This is a genomic window from Providencia sp. PROV150 (assembly GCF_028481025.1).
In the GTDB taxonomy this organism is placed as follows: domain Bacteria; phylum Pseudomonadota; class Gammaproteobacteria; order Enterobacterales; family Enterobacteriaceae; genus Providencia; species Providencia hangzhouensis.
Genome location: NZ_JAMPPJ010000010.1, coordinates 34,804 through 52,684, shown reverse-complemented (window position 1 = coordinate 52,684; position 17,881 = coordinate 34,804). Strand labels below are relative to the sequence as shown.

Below are 17,881 nucleotides of genomic sequence, written 5' to 3'. Positions count from 1 at the left end.
TTTTTGTGGATTTTATTTCCGATTAAACGATAGTAAGCAAAAAAACAGACCTATTTACAACATTTATAACACTGGGAATACTGTGATGCTCAATCAACGTTATGCGGCTATCGATCAGGGAACAACGGGAACCCGGGTCGTTGTCTTTGAAGAAGGCGGCCATTATCACTCCCCTATGAGCATTCCTCATAAACAAATCACATTGAATAGTGGTTGGGTTGAACATGACCCAGAGGAAATACTGGCCAATATCATTAAATGCTTACATAGCTGTGAAGTGGTTGATGCTATTGGACTTTGCCATCAAGGCGAAAGTATTGTGGCGTGGGATGCGGACAGCAAGCGCCCTTTATACAATGCTATTGTTTGGCAAGACTTACGGACAGAAAAAACTATCTCAATGCTCAAGGAAGCAGGGTTAGAGCCGCTGGTACAGTCTAAGTCAGGCTTACCGCTAGACCCTTATTTTTCCGCCAGCAAAATGGGTTGGATTATTGAAAATGTCGTCGGTGCGAAAACATTAGCGGATAAAAATAAATTACGCATTGGTACGATGGATGCATTCTTCCTCGACCGCTTATGTGGCGTATTTGTCACCGACTACAACTCAGCGTCTCGAACTTCATTACTCAATATTCATACCTTGGAGTGGGACCAAGAGCTATGTGACATTTTTGGTGTTCCCATCCATTGCTTGCCGCCTATTAAAGACAACATTGGTGACTTTGGCGCAATAAATCTTGATGGGCACCTCACCCCAGTCACCGCCATTATTGTTGACCAATTTGCTGGCACATTCGGCCATGGTTGTCGTGAAAAAGGTGATGCCAAAATCACCTTCGGCACAGGCGCGTTCTTGCAAGCACTTACTGGCACCGATATTCCACAAACTCATAACAGTGGTTTATTACCGACACTCTGTTGGAAGTTTCCCAACCAACCCCCTGTCTTTGGCTTAGATGGTGGCGTATACAACGCAGCATCTGCCATTAATTGGGCTCGCAAAATCGGTTTGTTTGACTCATTCGATGAACTGGGTGATTTCAGGGCTGAATCCGCCATTAAACGTGGTCTTGCCTTTGTCCCAGCGTTATCTGGTTTAGGGTGCCCATACTGGGATCGCAGTGCCGCAGGTCTCTGGGCTGGGCTTTCATTAGATACTGACAAAAAAGACATGATGCAGTCTGTCTTGGAAGGTATAGCAGCACGCTCCGCTGAAGTTATTTTTGCAATGGAAAAAATTTCACCGCTAGGCCAATCAATCTCAGTCGATGGAGGGCTTTCTTCAAATCAATATTTTAAGCAATTTTTAGCTAATTTATTACAAAAAGACATTGAAGCACCAGCAAACCGTGAAGTAACCGCACTAGGCGCTGCCTTATTGGCTCGCAAAGGCATAGGGATCACTCACGAAATGGCGGTAAGACGCAACGCTACTGTGACACATCCTGATGGAACGAATATGCAAGGTGTGATGGAACAATATCGCGACATCATTGCCCGTTCTCGCCAATTAAGACACTAAAATAATAAAAGGAAACCCTACCATGGCTGAATTCGGAAATTATATTATTTATTTGATCATGTGCGGAGCCATCATTGGCGCAGTCGCATCCATAGTGAAACCAACCAGTGAACTTGGGAAAGAGTTTGTTAACGGGATCTTTTCTATCGGCCCTGTATTTCTTGCTCAAGCGGGGATCATGGCCGCAGTGCCGCTGCTCTCACAGTTAATCTCTTACATCCTTGGTCCCGTCTTTTCTTCAGTCGGATCAGACGTCTCCATTGCAGCTTTATCAATTATTGCGGTTGATATGGGCGGTTACCAGCTAGCTGATGCTTTGACAACTAATCGAGATATGTGGATCACGGCAATGCTGATCGGTTATACCTCGGGTGCCACCATTGTTTACCTGATCCCTGTAGGGTTAACAATGTTAAATCGCAAAGATCATAAGTATCTTGCGCTTGGTGCAATGGCTGGGTTGATCTCAATACCATTTGGCGTACTCGCTTCGCTTCTGTTGATTACATTCAATAATATTCCTGTCAGGGATATTATTTCCACGAACTCACCGGCAGCACATCAATTAACCTTAGATTTCTTTACCATGTTGCAATACTTGATGCCGCTGTTTGTATTCTGTTTCTTATTGGCTGCTGGGCTAAAATATCGCCCGATGTTAATGGTAACCGGCTTCCTGATTTTCGGTAAAATCATGGATGCATTCGTCAAATTAGTCTTAGCGTTTTCCATTGTTGAACACTTTACTGGTGTATTCACTAAAGTTTTCGGCGCATGGGGCTTCGACCCGCTATTTGCTGACCAAAATGAGCTATTCCGCGCCATCGAAATTGCAGGCTATATCGGTATTATGTTAGCGGGGACATTCCCAATTTGTTATCTGTTCCAACGCTACTGCAAGCCTTTAGTACGTGCATTAAGTAACCGTTTAAAGCTGAGCGATACGGGTTCTTTAGGATTTATTATGGTTATGGCAAACATTATTGCTACTTATCACTTATTCAAAGAAATGCGTGCGAGGGATAAAGTATTATGTGTCGCATTCGGTGTTTGTGCACAGGCAACCATCGGTGACCATCTTGCTTTCACCGCTAACTTCCAACCCACTCTCGTTTTACCTATTTTACTTGGTAAGTTGGTAGGCGGCTTCTTAGCGGTATTTATTGCGATTAAAATCTCAGTACCGCAGGCGATGCGTTATGAAGCTGAAGATGCAAAAGCAGCCGAAATAGTTAAAGAAGAAAGTGAACTCGCTGTTGCTAAACAACATTAATTAGCATTAACCATACTTATATATTTAAAGATAATTAGCTGTATGCCAAATATGAATACTCATAAAGTAGCATACAGCTTTTATTTATTAGTCTGAAATTAACTCAAACTCTCATCAATTATTAATATTGTACTCACTATATGGTTATCTATATTAGTCATCATTAACCATTACATTATTTATAGATACATAATTTGAAGGTAAATAATTACCTTAATTAATAAAATTTAGTGACAACAACTCATCAAAATAATTGTTCAAAAAGAAAGGCACCTCAATAACAATTATATTGAAGTGCCTTAAAATCGATATCATTAATTAAAATGAGAATTATTTCGCTTTAACGTTCCCAATAAGACTCTTCTAAGCTATCTTCTTTTTCAGGTAAGCCACGAGTCAAACGAGGCGAATGCTGAGTTAATACTTGATAACTTACACGATTAGCATATTTACATACTTGAGCTAAAGAAGAATACGTTAAGTATTGGCGCTCATGTTTACTGGAATTAGGCACATTAGAACGGTGGTAAGAATTGGCGGTAATATCGTGAAGTAATGCCGATAAAGCCCCGTCTCCCGCCCCATTTGTGTTCATTATTTTCTCAGGTCCCCCCATATAAGGCTCGATATGAGAGAAAATTCGTAATGGAACTTGGCAATCTTGCTGGCGCATTGCTCGGCTAAACTCGTACAAGTTAAATTCTGCAATTGCCCCCGGTAATAGTGGATGTTGCGTCGTACGTTTATAGGCGTCTTCGGTGTAGCCTGCCATATACAGGCCTGATGGGCCCGCCGTACATAAAACTAAATCTACCCAGTCTAATGCCATATTAGAGGCAAGTAATGGGTCACTCAGCCCTGTCAGTTCCTGCGCTTCGTCTTCATTCATTGCAACTACTGAAATATGCTCCGCTAAAAAATCACGCCAAAACTGAGGGTCTTGAGCAATAACAAATTTAGTTCCAAGCGTTAACACGACGGGGACATTGTGCTTTTTCGCATATGCAATAGCCTGCATAGTCGCATCAGGCATGGTTTCTCCGGGTTTACAGCGGACTAAATAAGCCGTTAATACCAACGCAGAAGCCCCAGCAATAATGTCCTCGGGAATGCTATTTGGGTGCAAGCGATTCATATGGCCAGGGCTGATAGCAAACGTTCGCTCGCCATTTTCAGTGATCAAGGTAAAACAGCGCCCGATAGGGCCATCCACACCTTGTAGAAAATTCAAATCCATGCGACTTGAGGTGTGACACAAATAGCGATACGCATAGCTACCAATTTGGATGCTATTGCACATTGTGCCCAATAAAACTGACCTGTCATCGGCTAAAACCGAATAGTTGTGCAGCGTATTGCCAATCGTTCCACCTGCAAACTCATGAGTAATCAAGGCATTATCTGTAAGTTCTTTATACAAAGCTTCGGCGACATCGTCTTCAATAACCAGCGAATGCCCCTTACTCAATTGATAGCGCTGAATGAAGTCGTCATCCACTTTCGCTTCAATATCGACTAATGTTTGGTCGATACCAACAATATAGGACTTACAATTCTCATCATCCGCCAATGTTTCTTTTAAAGGCTGTAATAAAGGATCTCTGAGACTAACAGGGAAATAGTGTTTTGACTTGCGTTGACCGGGGAATTTCATAATTAGAAGATTAACAATGGAACATCGCCCTATTCTAGCACGATAAAATAAAGCCAGCACCTGCAAAGAAGGCACTGGCCCCATTGTTTGTCATTTGGAAGTTATTTTATTGATTTTGATATTTATAATCGCGATAAAGCTCCCGACTTAACACAAATGCACAGCTCAAAATTAAACCGAGTATTGCGCTTAATGCAACAATTAACGATGATTTTGGTGAATCTTTATGCAACGGTAAGTCTGGCGTTAAAATAAACTTAACGGGTGTAAAATCTAATTCTTTAGCGGTTACTTCTTGTAAATTATCAAGGTAAATTTTACGGTTCTGTAAATTTTCGCTCATCAATGCCAAATCACGATTTTGGGTTTCAATCAGTAATTTTTTCTCTAAAGCTTCAGTTCCTAACGCAATAGGGTAATCAGGGTCATCATTGATAGCAACAGAATCGCTGGCTATCGGCTTTTCAATTCCAGCTGCTTTTGCAATATCAACGGCTCGTTTAAGCCTTTCAACCTTAACATCGTATTCAGTTTGAATTTTGCTAACTTCGCGTTTTAGTGACTCACTGGCATAAATAAGTTTCTCTGAAATCATATTGTCGATTTCAACTTTTAACTGTTGCCTTACTTTCGATGCGCTATAGCGAATATAACCTTCAAGTAAATCTTGGGCTTCCGTTGGCAAAGGTGCAGTAAAGCTCAAAACAATATCATTTGAAGTACTGTTTTTCTCTTTTGAGAGATCTTGAATTTTAATATCATTAGAAATGATTGAATTTACTAGCCTTTGTTGAGCAATAACATCATCTTTCGGGTCAATTTTCTCTGCCAGATTATGGTAATAATCAGTACTTCTTATATAACTTTCTTGATTAACTTTCGAACGATACTGGTCAACAAATGAATTAAAAATACGTTGAGCACTTAAATCAATAGGAATATCTAATACATCCAGTTGAGCTTTAAATGCGTTAACTTCTTTGAGCTCTTCAGATGCAGGAGGAATGACAATAGCAGTACTGCTCCATTTTTGAGGTAATAGTTTTACAACACCAACACTCACCACAATACAAACAACCGTAAATATAAGAATCAAAAATTTATGTTTTAACAAAATGGAAAACAAGGCCATTAAATCAATTTCATCGTTTTGCTGTATTTGAAATTGATGAGCAGAAGGTGACTTCTGCTCTATATTACCTTGTGGTGGCTGCTGCTTATTGCTCATATTAATTCCAAAAGACATAACATTTATTCAATCATTTATAATTTCAGATAAGTGATTATAGTCTATAATCAGCTTATTGATATATCGATAAGCAAACTTTTCTGCATTAATTTACTGAATTGATTACTTTAGAACATCTTGAATTATTGAATTAATCATATGAATGCTATTCGGATTATCATTTAATGCCGGTATATAATTATATTTGTTACCACCACTACTCATAAAAAACTCTTTATTTTGCTCGCTAATTTCTTCTAATGTTTCTAAGCAATCAACTGAAAAACCAGGACAAATGACCTGAACCGACTTTACGCCTTGGGAGGGTAATTCATGCATGGTTTTATCCATATATGGCATCAGCCAAGGCTCACGTCCAAAGCGTGACTGATAGGTCAGCATGACTTTATCACTTGGGTAATTTAACGCTTCACGGAGCGCCTCTGCCGTTTTTTCACATTCCTGCTGGTAGATATCACCTGTATCACAATAACGCTGTGGAATACCGTGGAACGACAATATAAGCCTATCGGGTTCACCATGCAGAGCAAAGCTTTCTTCTATCGAAGCCACTAAAGCTTGAATATAAGCAGGGTGTGTCGCATAACTACGAATGAATTGCACGCTTGGAATGGTACGTCTACTTTCAAACGCTCTGGTTAATGCATCATAAACCGCAGCCGTTGTTGTGCAAGAATACTGTGGATACAGTGGAAGAACCACTAAATCGGTCACGCCGTGGTCTAGCAAGCTATCCACCGCACTTTTGATTGAAGGCGAACCATAGCTCATACCTATCTCTACGGCAATATTAGGTAATAGCTCAGCTAATTTTTGTTTTTGACGTAAAGAGTAAACCAATAATGGCGATCCCCCGTCTAACCAAATAGATTGGTATAACTTCGCCACTTTAGAAGAACGAAGAGGTAAAATCGCCCCATGTAAAATCGGCTTCCAAATCAAGCGGGGGACATCTATAACGCGTTTATCGCTAAGAAATTCAGCTAAATAGCGTTTCACTGCTGAGGTCGTTGGGGCATCAGGGGTTCCTAGGTTAGCTAACAAAATGCCGTATTTTTTTTCTGACATGAAACAACTCCTAATTGATAATTATTCCCAACTTTAGCACAGTTAATTAACGATTTTTGTCACCAAGTGGTATAAAAAACAAAGGCAGCGATCATCGCTGCCTCCATATAATACCTTATACTTAAAATAATTCGAATTGCAGTTACGATTACTGCAACACAAAGCATGGCAAGTACAAATATTAACCTAAAATTTTTGCTAGTTCTTCACTAACTTCTGCCACTTTACGAGTACCGTCTAATTTGAAGTACTTGGTATTACCTTGTTTAGCTTCATTTTGGTAGTACGCAATTAAAGGTGCAGTTAATGCATGATATTCAACCAGACGCTTACGCACGGTGTCTTCTTGGTCATCTTTACGGATGGTTAATTCTTCACCTGTTACATCGTCTTTGCCTTCAACCTTTGGTGGGTTGAAGTTGATGTGGTAAACACGGCCTGATGGCGCATGTACACGACGACCAATGATACGCTCAACAATGATATCGTCTGGTACATCAAATTCCAGTACGTTATCAACCGTGATACCCGCTTCTTTCATCGCGTCCGCTTGTGGGATTGTACGAGGGAACCCATCCAACAAGAAGCCATTGCGGCAGTCATCTTGTTTGATGCGCTCTTTAACTAATGCGATAACTAATTCATCAGTAACTAATTTACCGTTATCCATCAGCTCTTTAGCTTGTAAGCCGAGTTCGCTCCCTGATTTAACAGCTGCACGTAACATGTCACCTGTTGAAATTTGAGGGATCCCAAACTTTTCCATAATAAATTGAGCTTGAGTGCCCTTACCAGCGCCTGGAGCGCCAAGCAGAATGATACGCATTGCGTAAACCCCTTGCTATTTAGATTTTTATAATTTGAAAAGAAAACAAGCTACCATACCATTAGCATACGGCTTTACTCAAGAACACACGTAAACGATTTCGCATTTATCTTTTTTCGCAAAAGAAAAAAACCACGCTAAAGCACAAGCAAAAGCGCGGTTTATGCTCAATATCGAAAATATCAAATTAAATTACTTTAGAAGTAATTCATTGATTTTACGAATAAATAAGTTTGGATCTTCCAATGTACCACGTTCTGCTAATAATGCTTGATCCAACAATACATCTACCCAATCAGCAAACACAGATTCATCTGACACTTCTGCGGCTTTTTTCACCAATGGATGTGTTGGGTTCAATTCGAAGTTATATTTTACTTCTGGCGCGGCTTGCCCTGCTGCTGCAAACAGTTTTGCCATTTGTGTACTCATTTCATCCGCATCTGTCGTAACAATGGCAGGCGTATCCGTTAAGCGATGTGTGAGTTTAACTTCTTTAACACGCTCACCAAGGAATGATTTAACGCGTTCAACAAATGGCTCTAATTGTTTATCCGCTTCCTCTTGTTCCGCTTTGTTTTCATCCGCTAGCTTATCTAATGACTCGTCTGCTTTGCTCACGGATTGGAACTGTTTACCGTCGAATTCAGACAGATAGTTCATCATCCATTCATCAATACGGTCAGATAACAGTAGGACTTCAATACCTTTTTTACGGAATAGCTCAAGGTGTGGGCTGCCTTTCGCCGCTGCATAGCTATCTGCAGTGATGTAATAGATTTTATCTTGACCTTCAACCATGCGGCTTACATAATCTTCTAAAGATACGTTCTGTACGCTGCTATCGGTATGAGTTGTTGCAAAACGCAGAAGTTTAGCAATAGTTTCACTATTTGCCATATCTTCCGCAGGGCCTTCTTTCATCACCAAGCCAAATTGTTGCCAGAAGGTTTGGTATTTTTCTGTATCAGATTTAGCCAGTTTCTCAAGCATTTGCAGAACACGTTTCGTTAATGCGCTGCGTAAACTACGAGTTAATGCGCTGTCTTGCAGTATTTCACGAGACACGTTCAGTGGTAAATCATTGGAATCCAACACCCCACGAATAAAACGCAGGTAATTAGGCATAAACTGTTCTGCGTCATCCATAATAAATACGCGTTGAACATAGAGTTTCAAGCCGTGCTGTTGGTCACGATTCCATAGGTCAAATGGCGCTTTAGACGGCACATACAGCAAGCTCGTATACTCTTGCTTACCTTCTACACGGTTATGTGACCATGTTAGTGGGTCTGCGTAGTCATGGGAAATATGTTTATAGAATTCAGCGTATTCTTCGTCTGAAATTTCAGATTTGCTACGAGTCCACAATGCTTTCGCTTGGTTAATTTTTTCCCAAGTTACCGTACCGTCTTCTTCATTTTTTTCTTCGATTTCAACTGGTAAAGCAATATGGTCAGAATATTTGCTAATCACTGAACGTAAGCGCCAGTTATCCAGATATTCCTTTTCATCATCGCGCAAATGCAAAGTGATTTCGGTGCCGCGCTCCGCTTTTTCAATATCAGCGATGGTGTATTCACCTTCACCAGCAGATTCCCAGAACACACCTTCATCGGCAGGGGCACCAGCTGCGCGGCTACGTACAGTCACTTTATCAGCCACAATAAATGCAGAATAGAAGCCCACACCAAATTGACCAATCATTTGGCTATCTTTGACTTGGTCACTACCTAATGACTCTAAGAATGCTTTTGTGCCTGACTTCGCGATAGTTCCAAGGTTTTCAATCACCTCTTCGCGGCTCATACCGATACCGTTATCACTGATGGTCAATGTACCTTTGTCTTTATCGGCACTAATACGCACGCGCAGGTCACCATCGTTTTCATACAGTTCTGGTTTAGATAATGCACGAAAACGCAGTTTATCCGCCGCATCTGATGCGTTGGAGATCAATTCACGTAAGAAAATCTCTTTATTTGAATAAAGAGAGTGGATCATTAATTGGAGGAGTTGTTTAACTTCTGATTGGAAACCACGAGTTTCCTGTCCTTTCATACTCATTAATCGCCTCTATTTCATCAATCTAATTGGATAGGTTTGACTTATCGATGCAGATTAGTTGGGGGCGAAAAAATAGAATTCAACCACTAACCACAAATTAGAAGCTAAATTAATATGAATGAAAGGAAATGACCGAAGACTACGATGCTTTTGCTTGAAGGATATTTTTGAATTAAGGGTTTTGCTTTGAGGGGTTTGCCTTTAAATTTTAAAAACAGCACCTCACCATCATCCTCTAAATAATTTGTGCCGTAGCTAGGCGTCGAATGCATTAATCCCTGGGAGCATACACAAGTATGTGACTAGGGTTGATGCATGAAGACAACAACGCTACGGCGCAAAGAATGACGAGGACTTTAGAGCCGTTGGCGCCCCGCCAACGAGTGAGAAAGTGTGGTTCCATCAACCATTTCCAGCTCCCCCCCTACAGGCACCCCGTGTGCAATTCGGCTCGCAGCCACCCCATATTGCGCGCACATTTGCCCAATATAGTTTGCTGTCGCTTCACCTTCAACCGTTGGGTTGGTTGCTAAAATCACTTCATTGATAGTCTCTGATGCCAAACGCTCTTCTAGTCTATCAAGACCGATATCCATTGGGCCAATACCATCAAGTGGTGACAAATGCCCCATCAGCACAAAATAACGCCCGGAAAATTGCCCGGTTTGTTCTATTGCATAGATATCTGCTGGGCTTTCAACAATACAAATCAAACCATTTTGTTGGCGGCGAGGGTTATCGCAGATATTACAGACCTCTTGTTCTGTAAATGTTCTGCAATCACGGCAGTGACCTATTTCAGACATGGCACGAGTGAGCGATTGCGCTAAACGCATTCCCCCACTGCGGTCACGCTGTAAAAGATGAAAAGCCATTCGCTGCGCTGACTTGGGACCAACCCCTGGGAGACAGCGCAGAGCTTCCATCAAAGATTCAAGAAGCGGACTTGTTTGCATTAGAATGGCATCTTAAAGCCTGGTGGTAATTGCATACCACTGGAAACACTTGCCATTTTTTCTTTCTGCGTTTCTTCGATACGACGTGCAGCATCATTAAATGCCGCAGCAATCAAGTCTTCTAACATTTCTTTGTCGTCTTCGAGTAAGCTAGGGTCAATTTCAACACGGCGGCAGTTGTGTGAGCCGTTAATCGTCACTTTAACTAAGCCAGCACCAGATTCGCCTGTAGCTTCTAGTTGAGCGATTTCTTCCTGAACTTTTTGCATTTTATCTTGCATTTGCTGGGCCTGTTTCATCAGGTTACCCAATCCACCTTTACCAAACATAGTTATCTCTCACAACTGAGGCTACAGCTTAACAATGAGACTGTAGCGTTAAACGGGGCGAATACTCTCTTCATCTAATTGCGCATCAAACATTGAGCGCAGTTTTTGAATCGTTTTATCCGCAATAATAGACTGGCGCGCTTGTGCCAGTTTTTCTTCATAAATCGCCTGTCGCCATTCTAGCGGGGTTTTCACCTCGCTATTATCATCATGAACGATTTTCAGTTCAACAGTACGACCATATAGTTCGCTCAGAGCTTCTTCCAATGCTTTATGTGCCGATGGTTTATCGAGGTGCTTCTGAGCCGAGCGCAAATGTAAAACAATTTGCGACTCACTTAATTCTTCTATATATGAATTCAAAGCTAATTGTTCAACCAGTTTGGGAATATTTAATTTTGCGATTTTCCCAGACCAGCTATCACGAATTCGCCCTTCCTCAATAATTTTAGCGGCTAATTCAGGCGTTTTTTCATATTCCAACGCCTCTTTGATTTCACTTGGCGTTGTTATTGCCTCTTTTGGTGCCATCGCCTCTTCATTTTGAGGCTTCCATTGGTACTGCTTTGGTTTTTGTGGTTTTGCTGCCTGAGCCGCTTTATTTACCACATTTTGTTGATGTTTGCTGGTCACGGCGGCCAGCCTTTCCAGTGCTGATGCCGCCGGCTTAGCCCTTTCAGGCATCACCGGTTTAGCCTTTTTTGGGCTAGGATCCTCACTTTGTGGAGATTGTAGCGCCTGCCTAGCCTTCAATAACTGTAACGTTGGGCTATTGTCTGGCAGATTTTCTGCTCGTGCTTGAACAGGAGGCACCCTTTGCACCATATTTGGTGCAGCAGGCGATGCCGATTGAACAGCCGCCTGCGTAATAACTTTTGGCGGTGCTTCAATTTCAGCAATCACATTTTTCGGATGAAAAGCTAATGCACGTAATAATGCCATTTCAACCCCCATTCGCCGCTCAGGGGCATAAGGGAGTTCTTTTCTTCCAACTAATAACGTTTGGTAAAACAGTTGGAGATCTGCAGGAGAAATTATCCTTGCGACCTGCCGTAACCGCCCTTCTGTCGATGATGGGTCTGTTTCTTGTTCAGCAGGAAGCAGTTGGATCATCGCGATACGGTGTAATTGCGACAAAATTTCCACCAGCAAGTTTTCCCAATCTGCACCGCGACTAGCAGCTTGCTCTACCTGCTCCATTACCGCCATGCTATCAGCACGTACTAACGCTTCAATAATCGCTAATGGCTGTTCATCATCAAGGGTTCCTAGCATTTGGCTAACTATATCAGCCGTTACTTTCCCTTGCCCCATCGCAATGGCTTGATCAGTTAAGCTTAATGCATCACGTAAACTGCCATCCGCCGCTCTTGCAATAAGCTGGCGAGCTCGTTGGTCATGTTCAATATTTTCTGCATTCAGAATAAGTTCAAGCTGTTCACTGATTTGCGTGACATCTAATGCTTTTAGGTGGAATTGCAAACAGCGAGACAAAATGGTCACGGGGAGTTTTTGCGGGTCCGTCGTCGCCAACAAAAACTTCACATGTTCAGGCGGTTCTTCAAGGGTTTTTAATAACGCATTGAAACTATGACGAGACAACATGTGTACTTCGTCAATTAAATAAACTTTGAAGCGCCCACGTGCCGGCGCGTATTGGACGTTGTCTAATAATTCACGAGTATCTTCGACTTTGGTTCGGGAAGCCGCGTCAATTTCAATTAAGTCAACAAATCGCCCTTGTTCTATTTCAAGGCAGTTGGCACATTTACCACAAGGTGATGCAGTGATCCCTGTTTCGCAATTAAGGCCTTTGGCAAATAGGCGAGCAATCGTCGTTTTTCCTACACCACGTGTACCGGAGAAAAGATAGGCGTGATGAAGCCGCTGATGCGTTAGTCCATTAGCGAGTGCAGTCAAAACGTGCTGTTGGCCAACAACGTCTGAAAATTTTTGGGGGCGCCACTTACGGGCAAGTACCTGATAGCTCATGGATTCCACTGTCATTTAACATGGTACGTGAATATATATAATCATAGTACCATGCTACCACAGCCTCAACCTATACAGCGAGACTGTGATAAAAATAGAGGGAAAATAAAGATTAGTGGCCTGGGAATTCAACAAGGCTATAAGAAGAAACACCTTCTTTTTGCAGGCGTTCAACGCCGCCAAGGTCAGGTAAACAGATGATAAATGCGGCATCAACAACATTAGCACCGAGTTGTTTGATCATTTTAACTGTCGCTTCCACTGTACCACCTGTGGCAAGTAAGTCATCAACCACTAAGACATTATCTTCAGGGCTGATACTATCTTTATGGATTTCAAGTGTATCCGTGCCATATTCAAGGTCGTAAGTCATACTCAATACTTCACGTGGTAATTTCCCTTTTTTACGTACAGGGACAAAACCTACGCCTAAACGTAATGCAACTGGAGCGCCGAATAGAAAACCACGCGCTTCAGTTCCTACAATTTTAGTGACGCCTTTATTTTGATAATGTTCCACTAACATATCAATCGTTGCTTGGTATGCAGCAGGGTTATTTAATAAAGTCGTAATGTCACGAAAGATCACACCTTCGATTGGATAATCTTGGATAGATGCGATACTTTCTTTAATCAATTGCAGTTGTTGCTCTTTAGCGGTCATAATAAAAGCCATGTAGTAAACACGAAAGTGTAGAATCTATGTAAAGTACCATAAAAATGCAATAAGAAGCCGTCAATTTGGCATCAGTTTTGTTGCTGAATATCAATTTTCCGCTATTTTTCACATTTAATGAGAACAAAAAATGAAAATTCCCGCTCTTTTGGATGCGTTAAAAAAGCAAATTGATGAATTGAAAACACGAGTGGAGCCCATAAAAGACCTTGAGTTTTCACATTCACGTTTCGATATGCAATTGTTTAGCCGCAAATCAACCCGTTTAGGGGATTGCCAAAATGAATTACAGACCTTGTACCAGCAATTGTGCCATAGCGTAACGTTAAACCACACTGAGCAAGTTAATTTTCTTACTGAAAAAATCGTCCATCAAATGCAGGCAATTTCACGAGAGATCTCTACACAAGCTTTACGTGAAAAAGAATCAAATTTTACTAAGAAAAAGGAACAAGTTGATTTATATGAACGTTTATCACAACACCAAGACTATGAACGACGCTTGCAGGCCATGGTGAGTGAAAAAGAACTTCATTTAAGTGAGCTAACCGACCACCGTTTGCAGCACCAGTGCCAAAAAGAACTCGCTGTACTCGCAGGCCGTTTGTACCGTTGCCGCCAAGCACTTTTGCGTATTGAAAAAGCCATTGAACATCAAGAAAATCAATATTTTGATTAAATCTTAGAAGGAATCAGTATGAGTTCACTCAAGGATGCTCCACAAGAAATCCAACTTGCTGTTGATTTAATCTACTTATTAGAGACGTCTGAGATAGAAGCTGATGTGGTTCTCAAAGCACTTGAAATCGTGAAAAATGATTATATTGCAAAACAAGTGCAAGCAGCAAAAACTGCCTGCACCAAAGAAACTTAATGAGTTTAGTGCGTTTTATCATCACTATCTTTAGGTGTTCGCTTCACTTCTTGCACTTCATCACCTTTACTATTGTGTAAATGCACTTCTAACTGATTGAATGCAATATCAATATCATTTTCTCGACATAGTTTGTCTATCGCACGGTTCACTTCATCGCTGGTTACGCCACGGTCACCAATCTGCCGTACATAAAAACGTAATTCGTGATCTAACGTGCTTGCACCAAAACTGGTGAAATAGACATTAGGAGCAGGTTCAGTCATTACCTTGCTATTATTGGTTGCCGCAGACAATAAAACGCGTTTCACTTTATCAAGATCAGAGCCATATGCCACACCGATCGCTATGGTGATACGTGTGACGGTGTCCGATAGCGACCAGTTGATCAACCGTTCAGTCACAAAAGCCTTATTAGGAATGATCACTTCTTTGCGATCAAAATCAACGATGGTTGTCGCACGAATACGAATTTTACTGACAGTTCCTGAATAGGTTCCAATAGTGACTGTGTCGCCAATACGGATCGGCCGCTCAAACAGTAAAATGATCCCTGAAACAAAGTTAGCAAAAATTTCTTGTAAGCCAAACCCTAACCCGACAGTTAAAGCTGCCGCCAACCATTGCAATTTGTTCCATGTCACGCCAATCATACCTAATGAGGCAATCGCCCCAATCCCGACAATAATATAAGTTAATATTGTCGTGATCGCATAAGTAGAGCCCTGACGGAGTTTTAACCGTGATAATACCAACACTTCCAGTAGTCCAGGGAGGTTTCGCGTCATTACCCAAGACACAATGATAATCACAAGAGCTAAAATTAAATTCGCTAACGTCACGAATTGTAAGATATTTCCCCCCTCTGCCGATGTGGCAGTATAGCTCCATAAGTTCACGCTATCTAAGAAAGAGAAAATGGTTATAAAATCAGACCAAATCGTATAAAACGCCAAAGCGAAAATAATAAACAACACCATTGTTGTGAGACGTAATGATTGCTGGCTAATCAGCTCAATAGTCATTGGTGGCTCTTTAATTGGCTCGTTTTCTGCATCTTCTTGCTTCGACATCGCACGGCGTTCTATAGCACGTTGATATGCTAATTTACGAGCAACCAGTGTTAAACCTCTCAAACACGCGCTATAAGTGATATACCATAGGAGTAATAGGTATAAACTGTCTATCCAACGGTTTGCCAAGCGCAATGTGGTGTAATAATACCCCGCCATCATTAAGCCCACTAAAATTAATGGCGAAAATGTCAACAATGTCACAACGATACTACGCGTTAAGTGACTCCCTTTCTCTTGCCAAACTTGTTTGCAAAATGGAATAGTAAAGATGCACAGTAGAATAAGAGAAACCAGCACGATCAACTGGCCAATCACGTCCTCAGACACTTTCAGTGGGTTGCTAACACCATAAGTAGAAAAGAAAATGAGTGGCAATAGAGGAATAGATAGCCTGATCATCCTGCGTCGAGTCTGGGATATTTTTTCTTTTTCGATACCAAAGTGTTTTTGTGCAATACCTTGTGGTTTTAATACTCGGAAAGTCAGCTCAAATAATGCCCAAAATATCGCCAATTGTTGGCAAAATTGCCAAAAGAATGGCCCTTGTACATTCCCTGTTTTCAAAAACCAATAGCCAAATGCCAGTAAAAACAGTGAAATAGGTAATGTTTGCATTAATGTTAACAACAGTGCCAACGGGGTACTTAATACACTGTCATTACGTAAGCTGGAAAGCCGTTGGTCAATATCCTGCAGTCGGTTACTAATTTTGCGATTAAACCAAATAAACAGCAATGCGACTAAAACCAGTGGAACAACGACCAATAATGAAGCCGTCACTCCACGCTTAATACTACGATTCGATAAACTAAAATCAAAATTATGAATCTGTGCTGCCGCAGCTTCTGGAAAACCTTTAACCCATTCCAAATCCATCGGTTTATTACTATTCACCCAAAATATTTGCTGCGCCAAGGTATTTTCAAGAGACCCCACTACACTCAATAATTGGTTTTGATCAAGTTGCAAGTTGATTGCTTGGGAAATTTGCCCGCCAAGCTGCTGGTTGAGTTCATCTAATAACCCACGACGTACTTCCAATAGTTTCAATAACGTAGATTTATCCTCAGCGGATAATAATGCGCTATTTGCCAGCTCATCCCCTGTTTTTACCTCAAATTGCTGTTCCAACTTAGTAATATAATCATTAGGTTGATAAAGCTCATCACGCTGTTGGTTAATATCAAATTGCTCAAGCCGCAAATCAGCAATCGTTGTGGGTAAATTTTTAGTTAAAATGTCTGGCGGCAAGTCAATTTGTTGTTGAAATAAAATTCGTGAGAGCAATAAACTACCGCGTAATACATTAATTTGCTCTTTTAAATTTCGTTCGGACTGCGTCGCTCTTTCAAGCCATGTTTTAACTCGAATACCATTTTGCACCAGTTTATTGCTATTTTCGGTCACTGCGATTAAACGGTCACTGAGCGCATTATTAATCGCAATTTCTTTTTGAATAATGGGATTCTGTTGCGCTTCAATATCGGTTTCAGAAGTACTCAGCGCCTCGCGTACCGTTGATTGGGAGTCATTTAGTCGGCGATGGCTAATCGCATTTTGTACTTGCTGAATATGGTGTTCCAATTGCTCAATATATGCTGCGGTATAATCACGTTGTTTTTGCAGCACATCTTGTAATTGAGTGTTAGCCTGTAGAATACGTTTTTGATATTCATTTTGTTGCTGCAATAAATACTGTTCAACTTGCAGCATGGTAATTTGAGTAGGTCTTAAATTCACAGATTCATTCAATGAACTATTTAGCTCATTGCGAATTTCTTGTAAGCGCCTCGCATTTTCCAACATCATCGCTTGCGCCCTTTCAGGCTGCGTTTGTAAGCCAATTAATTGACTACTATAGGTTGCAAGGTCATTTTGTTCTGTTTGCAGATTTTCTAAATAAGAGGCTTGTAATGCTTCTAATTGTGAAAGAGAACTATCTTGTATTTTTCGTAGGAAATTTTCGGTGCGTTGCTCATTTTCATTTTTTATTTGCAACAAACCTTGTGCTGCTTGTTTCGATTCTTCACTCGCGCTATTCAGTTTTTTTTGCAGTTCAGCCGTTCGCTGTTCGAGTTTATCCAGCTCGTTATAAAAATCTGAGGTTTTTTCCAGATCAGCGAGAGCAAGTTTATCTTCCTCACTGAGTGAACTTTTTTTATTCAATGCGTTGAGCGCACTTTTTATTTCATTCTTATCAGGTAAGTTATTTGATGTTAATGCCGTAATTGAACTGGAAAAAGATATGATGAAAAAAAACAGTGTTATTGATACTAACTGCCGCCACTTCCATTGTTGTTTCATCATAATGGCATT

Annotated in this window: 14 protein-coding genes; 4 read left to right on the top strand and 10 right to left on the bottom strand. The window is 41.1% G+C overall.

The features are described from left to right. The first annotated feature begins 85 nt into the window (after positions 1–85). Together PSE83_RS08470 and eutH are read left to right on the top strand one after the other, a co-directional pair. A complete protein-coding gene (locus tag PSE83_RS08470) occupies positions 86–1,525 on the top strand; it encodes an FGGY family carbohydrate kinase (RefSeq protein WP_004260369.1) in 1,440 nt (479 codons plus the stop codon). Between the two features lie 22 nt (positions 1,526–1,547). After that, complete coding sequence (gene eutH / locus PSE83_RS08465; protein ID WP_004260372.1) at positions 1,548–2,798, top strand: ethanolamine utilization protein EutH; 1,251 nt, start codon at positions 1,548–1,550, stop codon at positions 2,796–2,798. 340 nt (positions 2,799–3,138) lie between these two features. Here eutH and PSE83_RS08460 read toward each other — a convergent pair whose 3' ends face one another. From PSE83_RS08460 to apt, 9 genes are all read right to left on the bottom strand, one after another. Then, complete coding sequence (locus PSE83_RS08460; protein ID WP_036958371.1) at positions 3,139–4,452, bottom strand: inosine/guanosine kinase; 1,314 nt, start codon at positions 4,450–4,452, stop codon at positions 3,139–3,141. A gap of 106 nt (positions 4,453–4,558) precedes the next feature. Next, positions 4,559–5,680, bottom strand: a complete 1,122-nt coding sequence (gene wzz(fepE) / locus PSE83_RS08455; protein ID WP_036958286.1) for an LPS O-antigen length regulator Wzz(fepE) — start codon at positions 5,678–5,680, stop codon at positions 4,559–4,561. A gap of 123 nt (positions 5,681–5,803) precedes the next feature. Beyond that, on the bottom strand, positions 5,804–6,769 hold the full coding sequence (gene hemH, locus PSE83_RS08450; RefSeq protein WP_172766868.1) for a ferrochelatase: 966 nt from the start codon (positions 6,767–6,769) through the stop codon (positions 5,804–5,806). A 181-nt stretch (positions 6,770–6,950) separates the two neighbouring features. Next, complete coding sequence (gene adk, locus PSE83_RS08445; RefSeq protein ID WP_004260386.1) at positions 6,951–7,595, bottom strand: adenylate kinase; 645 nt, start codon at positions 7,593–7,595, stop codon at positions 6,951–6,953. A gap of 192 nt (positions 7,596–7,787) precedes the next feature. Further along, positions 7,788–9,656 carry a molecular chaperone HtpG gene (htpG, locus tag PSE83_RS08440; RefSeq protein ID WP_164561310.1) on the bottom strand — a complete coding sequence of 623 codons (1,869 nt, stop codon included), beginning with the start codon at positions 9,654–9,656 and terminating at the stop codon, positions 7,788–7,790. Between the two features lie 362 nt (positions 9,657–10,018). Then, the gene (gene recR / locus PSE83_RS08435; RefSeq protein ID WP_004260396.1) at positions 10,019–10,618 is read right to left on the bottom strand and encodes a recombination mediator RecR; all 600 of its coding nucleotides are present in this window, start codon (positions 10,616–10,618) and stop codon (positions 10,019–10,021) included. Continuing rightward, complete coding sequence (locus tag PSE83_RS08430; protein ID WP_004260403.1) at positions 10,618–10,947, bottom strand: YbaB/EbfC family nucleoid-associated protein; 330 nt, start codon at positions 10,945–10,947, stop codon at positions 10,618–10,620. The genes recR and PSE83_RS08430 overlap by 1 nt, the downstream gene beginning before the upstream one ends. A 48-nt stretch (positions 10,948–10,995) precedes the next feature. Next, positions 10,996–12,939 carry a DNA polymerase III subunit gamma/tau gene (gene dnaX / locus PSE83_RS08425; protein ID WP_172766867.1) on the bottom strand — a complete coding sequence of 648 codons (1,944 nt, stop codon included), beginning with the start codon at positions 12,937–12,939 and terminating at the stop codon, positions 10,996–10,998. Positions 12,940–13,051: 112 nt separating this feature from the next. Further along, a complete protein-coding gene (gene apt, locus PSE83_RS08420; protein WP_036958374.1) occupies positions 13,052–13,603 on the bottom strand; it encodes an adenine phosphoribosyltransferase in 552 nt (183 codons plus the stop codon). Between the two features lie 142 nt (positions 13,604–13,745). Here apt and priC point away from each other — a divergent pair, with 142 nt between their 5' ends. Both priC and PSE83_RS08410 read left to right on the top strand, forming a co-directional pair. Next, positions 13,746–14,294 carry a primosomal replication protein PriC gene (gene priC, locus PSE83_RS08415; RefSeq protein WP_110592248.1) on the top strand — a complete coding sequence of 183 codons (549 nt, stop codon included), beginning with the start codon at positions 13,746–13,748 and terminating at the stop codon, positions 14,292–14,294. An 18-nt stretch (positions 14,295–14,312) separates the two neighbouring features. Further along, complete coding sequence (locus tag PSE83_RS08410; protein WP_004260415.1) at positions 14,313–14,489, top strand: DUF2496 domain-containing protein; 177 nt, start codon at positions 14,313–14,315, stop codon at positions 14,487–14,489. 5 nt (positions 14,490–14,494) lie between these two features. Here the strand turns inward: PSE83_RS08410 and mscK are convergent, their stop codons facing one another. Then, complete coding sequence (mscK, locus tag PSE83_RS08405; protein ID WP_272660804.1) at positions 14,495–17,872, bottom strand: mechanosensitive channel MscK; 3,378 nt, start codon at positions 17,870–17,872, stop codon at positions 14,495–14,497. Positions 17,873–17,881 lie beyond the last annotated feature (9 nt).

Excerpts from the sequence above, each read along its gene's own strand:
- PSE83_RS08470 (WP_004260369.1), top strand. The coding sequence starts at position 86 with ATGCTCAATCAACGTTATGCGGCTATCGATCAGGGAACAACGGGAACC.
- PSE83_RS08410 (WP_004260415.1), top strand. The coding sequence starts at position 14,313 with ATGAGTTCACTCAAGGATGCTCCACAAGAAATCCAACTTGCTGTTGAT.
- apt (WP_036958374.1), bottom strand. The coding sequence starts at position 13,603 with ATGACCGCTAAAGAGCAACAACTGCAATTGATTAAAGAAAGTATCGCA.
- priC (WP_110592248.1), top strand. The coding sequence starts at position 13,746 with ATGAAAATTCCCGCTCTTTTGGATGCGTTAAAAAAGCAAATTGATGAA.
- dnaX (WP_172766867.1), bottom strand. The coding sequence starts at position 12,939 with ATGAGCTATCAGGTACTTGCCCGTAAGTGGCGCCCCCAAAAATTTTCA.
- PSE83_RS08460 (WP_036958371.1), bottom strand. The coding sequence starts at position 4,452 with ATGAAATTCCCCGGTCAACGCAAGTCAAAACACTATTTCCCTGTTAGT.
- mscK (WP_272660804.1), bottom strand. The coding sequence starts at position 17,872 with ATGATGAAACAACAATGGAAGTGGCGGCAGTTAGTATCAATAACACTG.
- recR (WP_004260396.1), bottom strand. The coding sequence starts at position 10,618 with ATGCAAACAAGTCCGCTTCTTGAATCTTTGATGGAAGCTCTGCGCTGT.
- eutH (WP_004260372.1), top strand. The coding sequence starts at position 1,548 with ATGGCTGAATTCGGAAATTATATTATTTATTTGATCATGTGCGGAGCC.
- PSE83_RS08430 (WP_004260403.1), bottom strand. The coding sequence starts at position 10,947 with ATGTTTGGTAAAGGTGGATTGGGTAACCTGATGAAACAGGCCCAGCAA.
- hemH (WP_172766868.1), bottom strand. The coding sequence starts at position 6,769 with ATGTCAGAAAAAAAATACGGCATTTTGTTAGCTAACCTAGGAACCCCT.
- adk (WP_004260386.1), bottom strand. The coding sequence starts at position 7,595 with ATGCGTATCATTCTGCTTGGCGCTCCAGGCGCTGGTAAGGGCACTCAA.
- htpG (WP_164561310.1), bottom strand. The coding sequence starts at position 9,656 with ATGAAAGGACAGGAAACTCGTGGTTTCCAATCAGAAGTTAAACAACTC.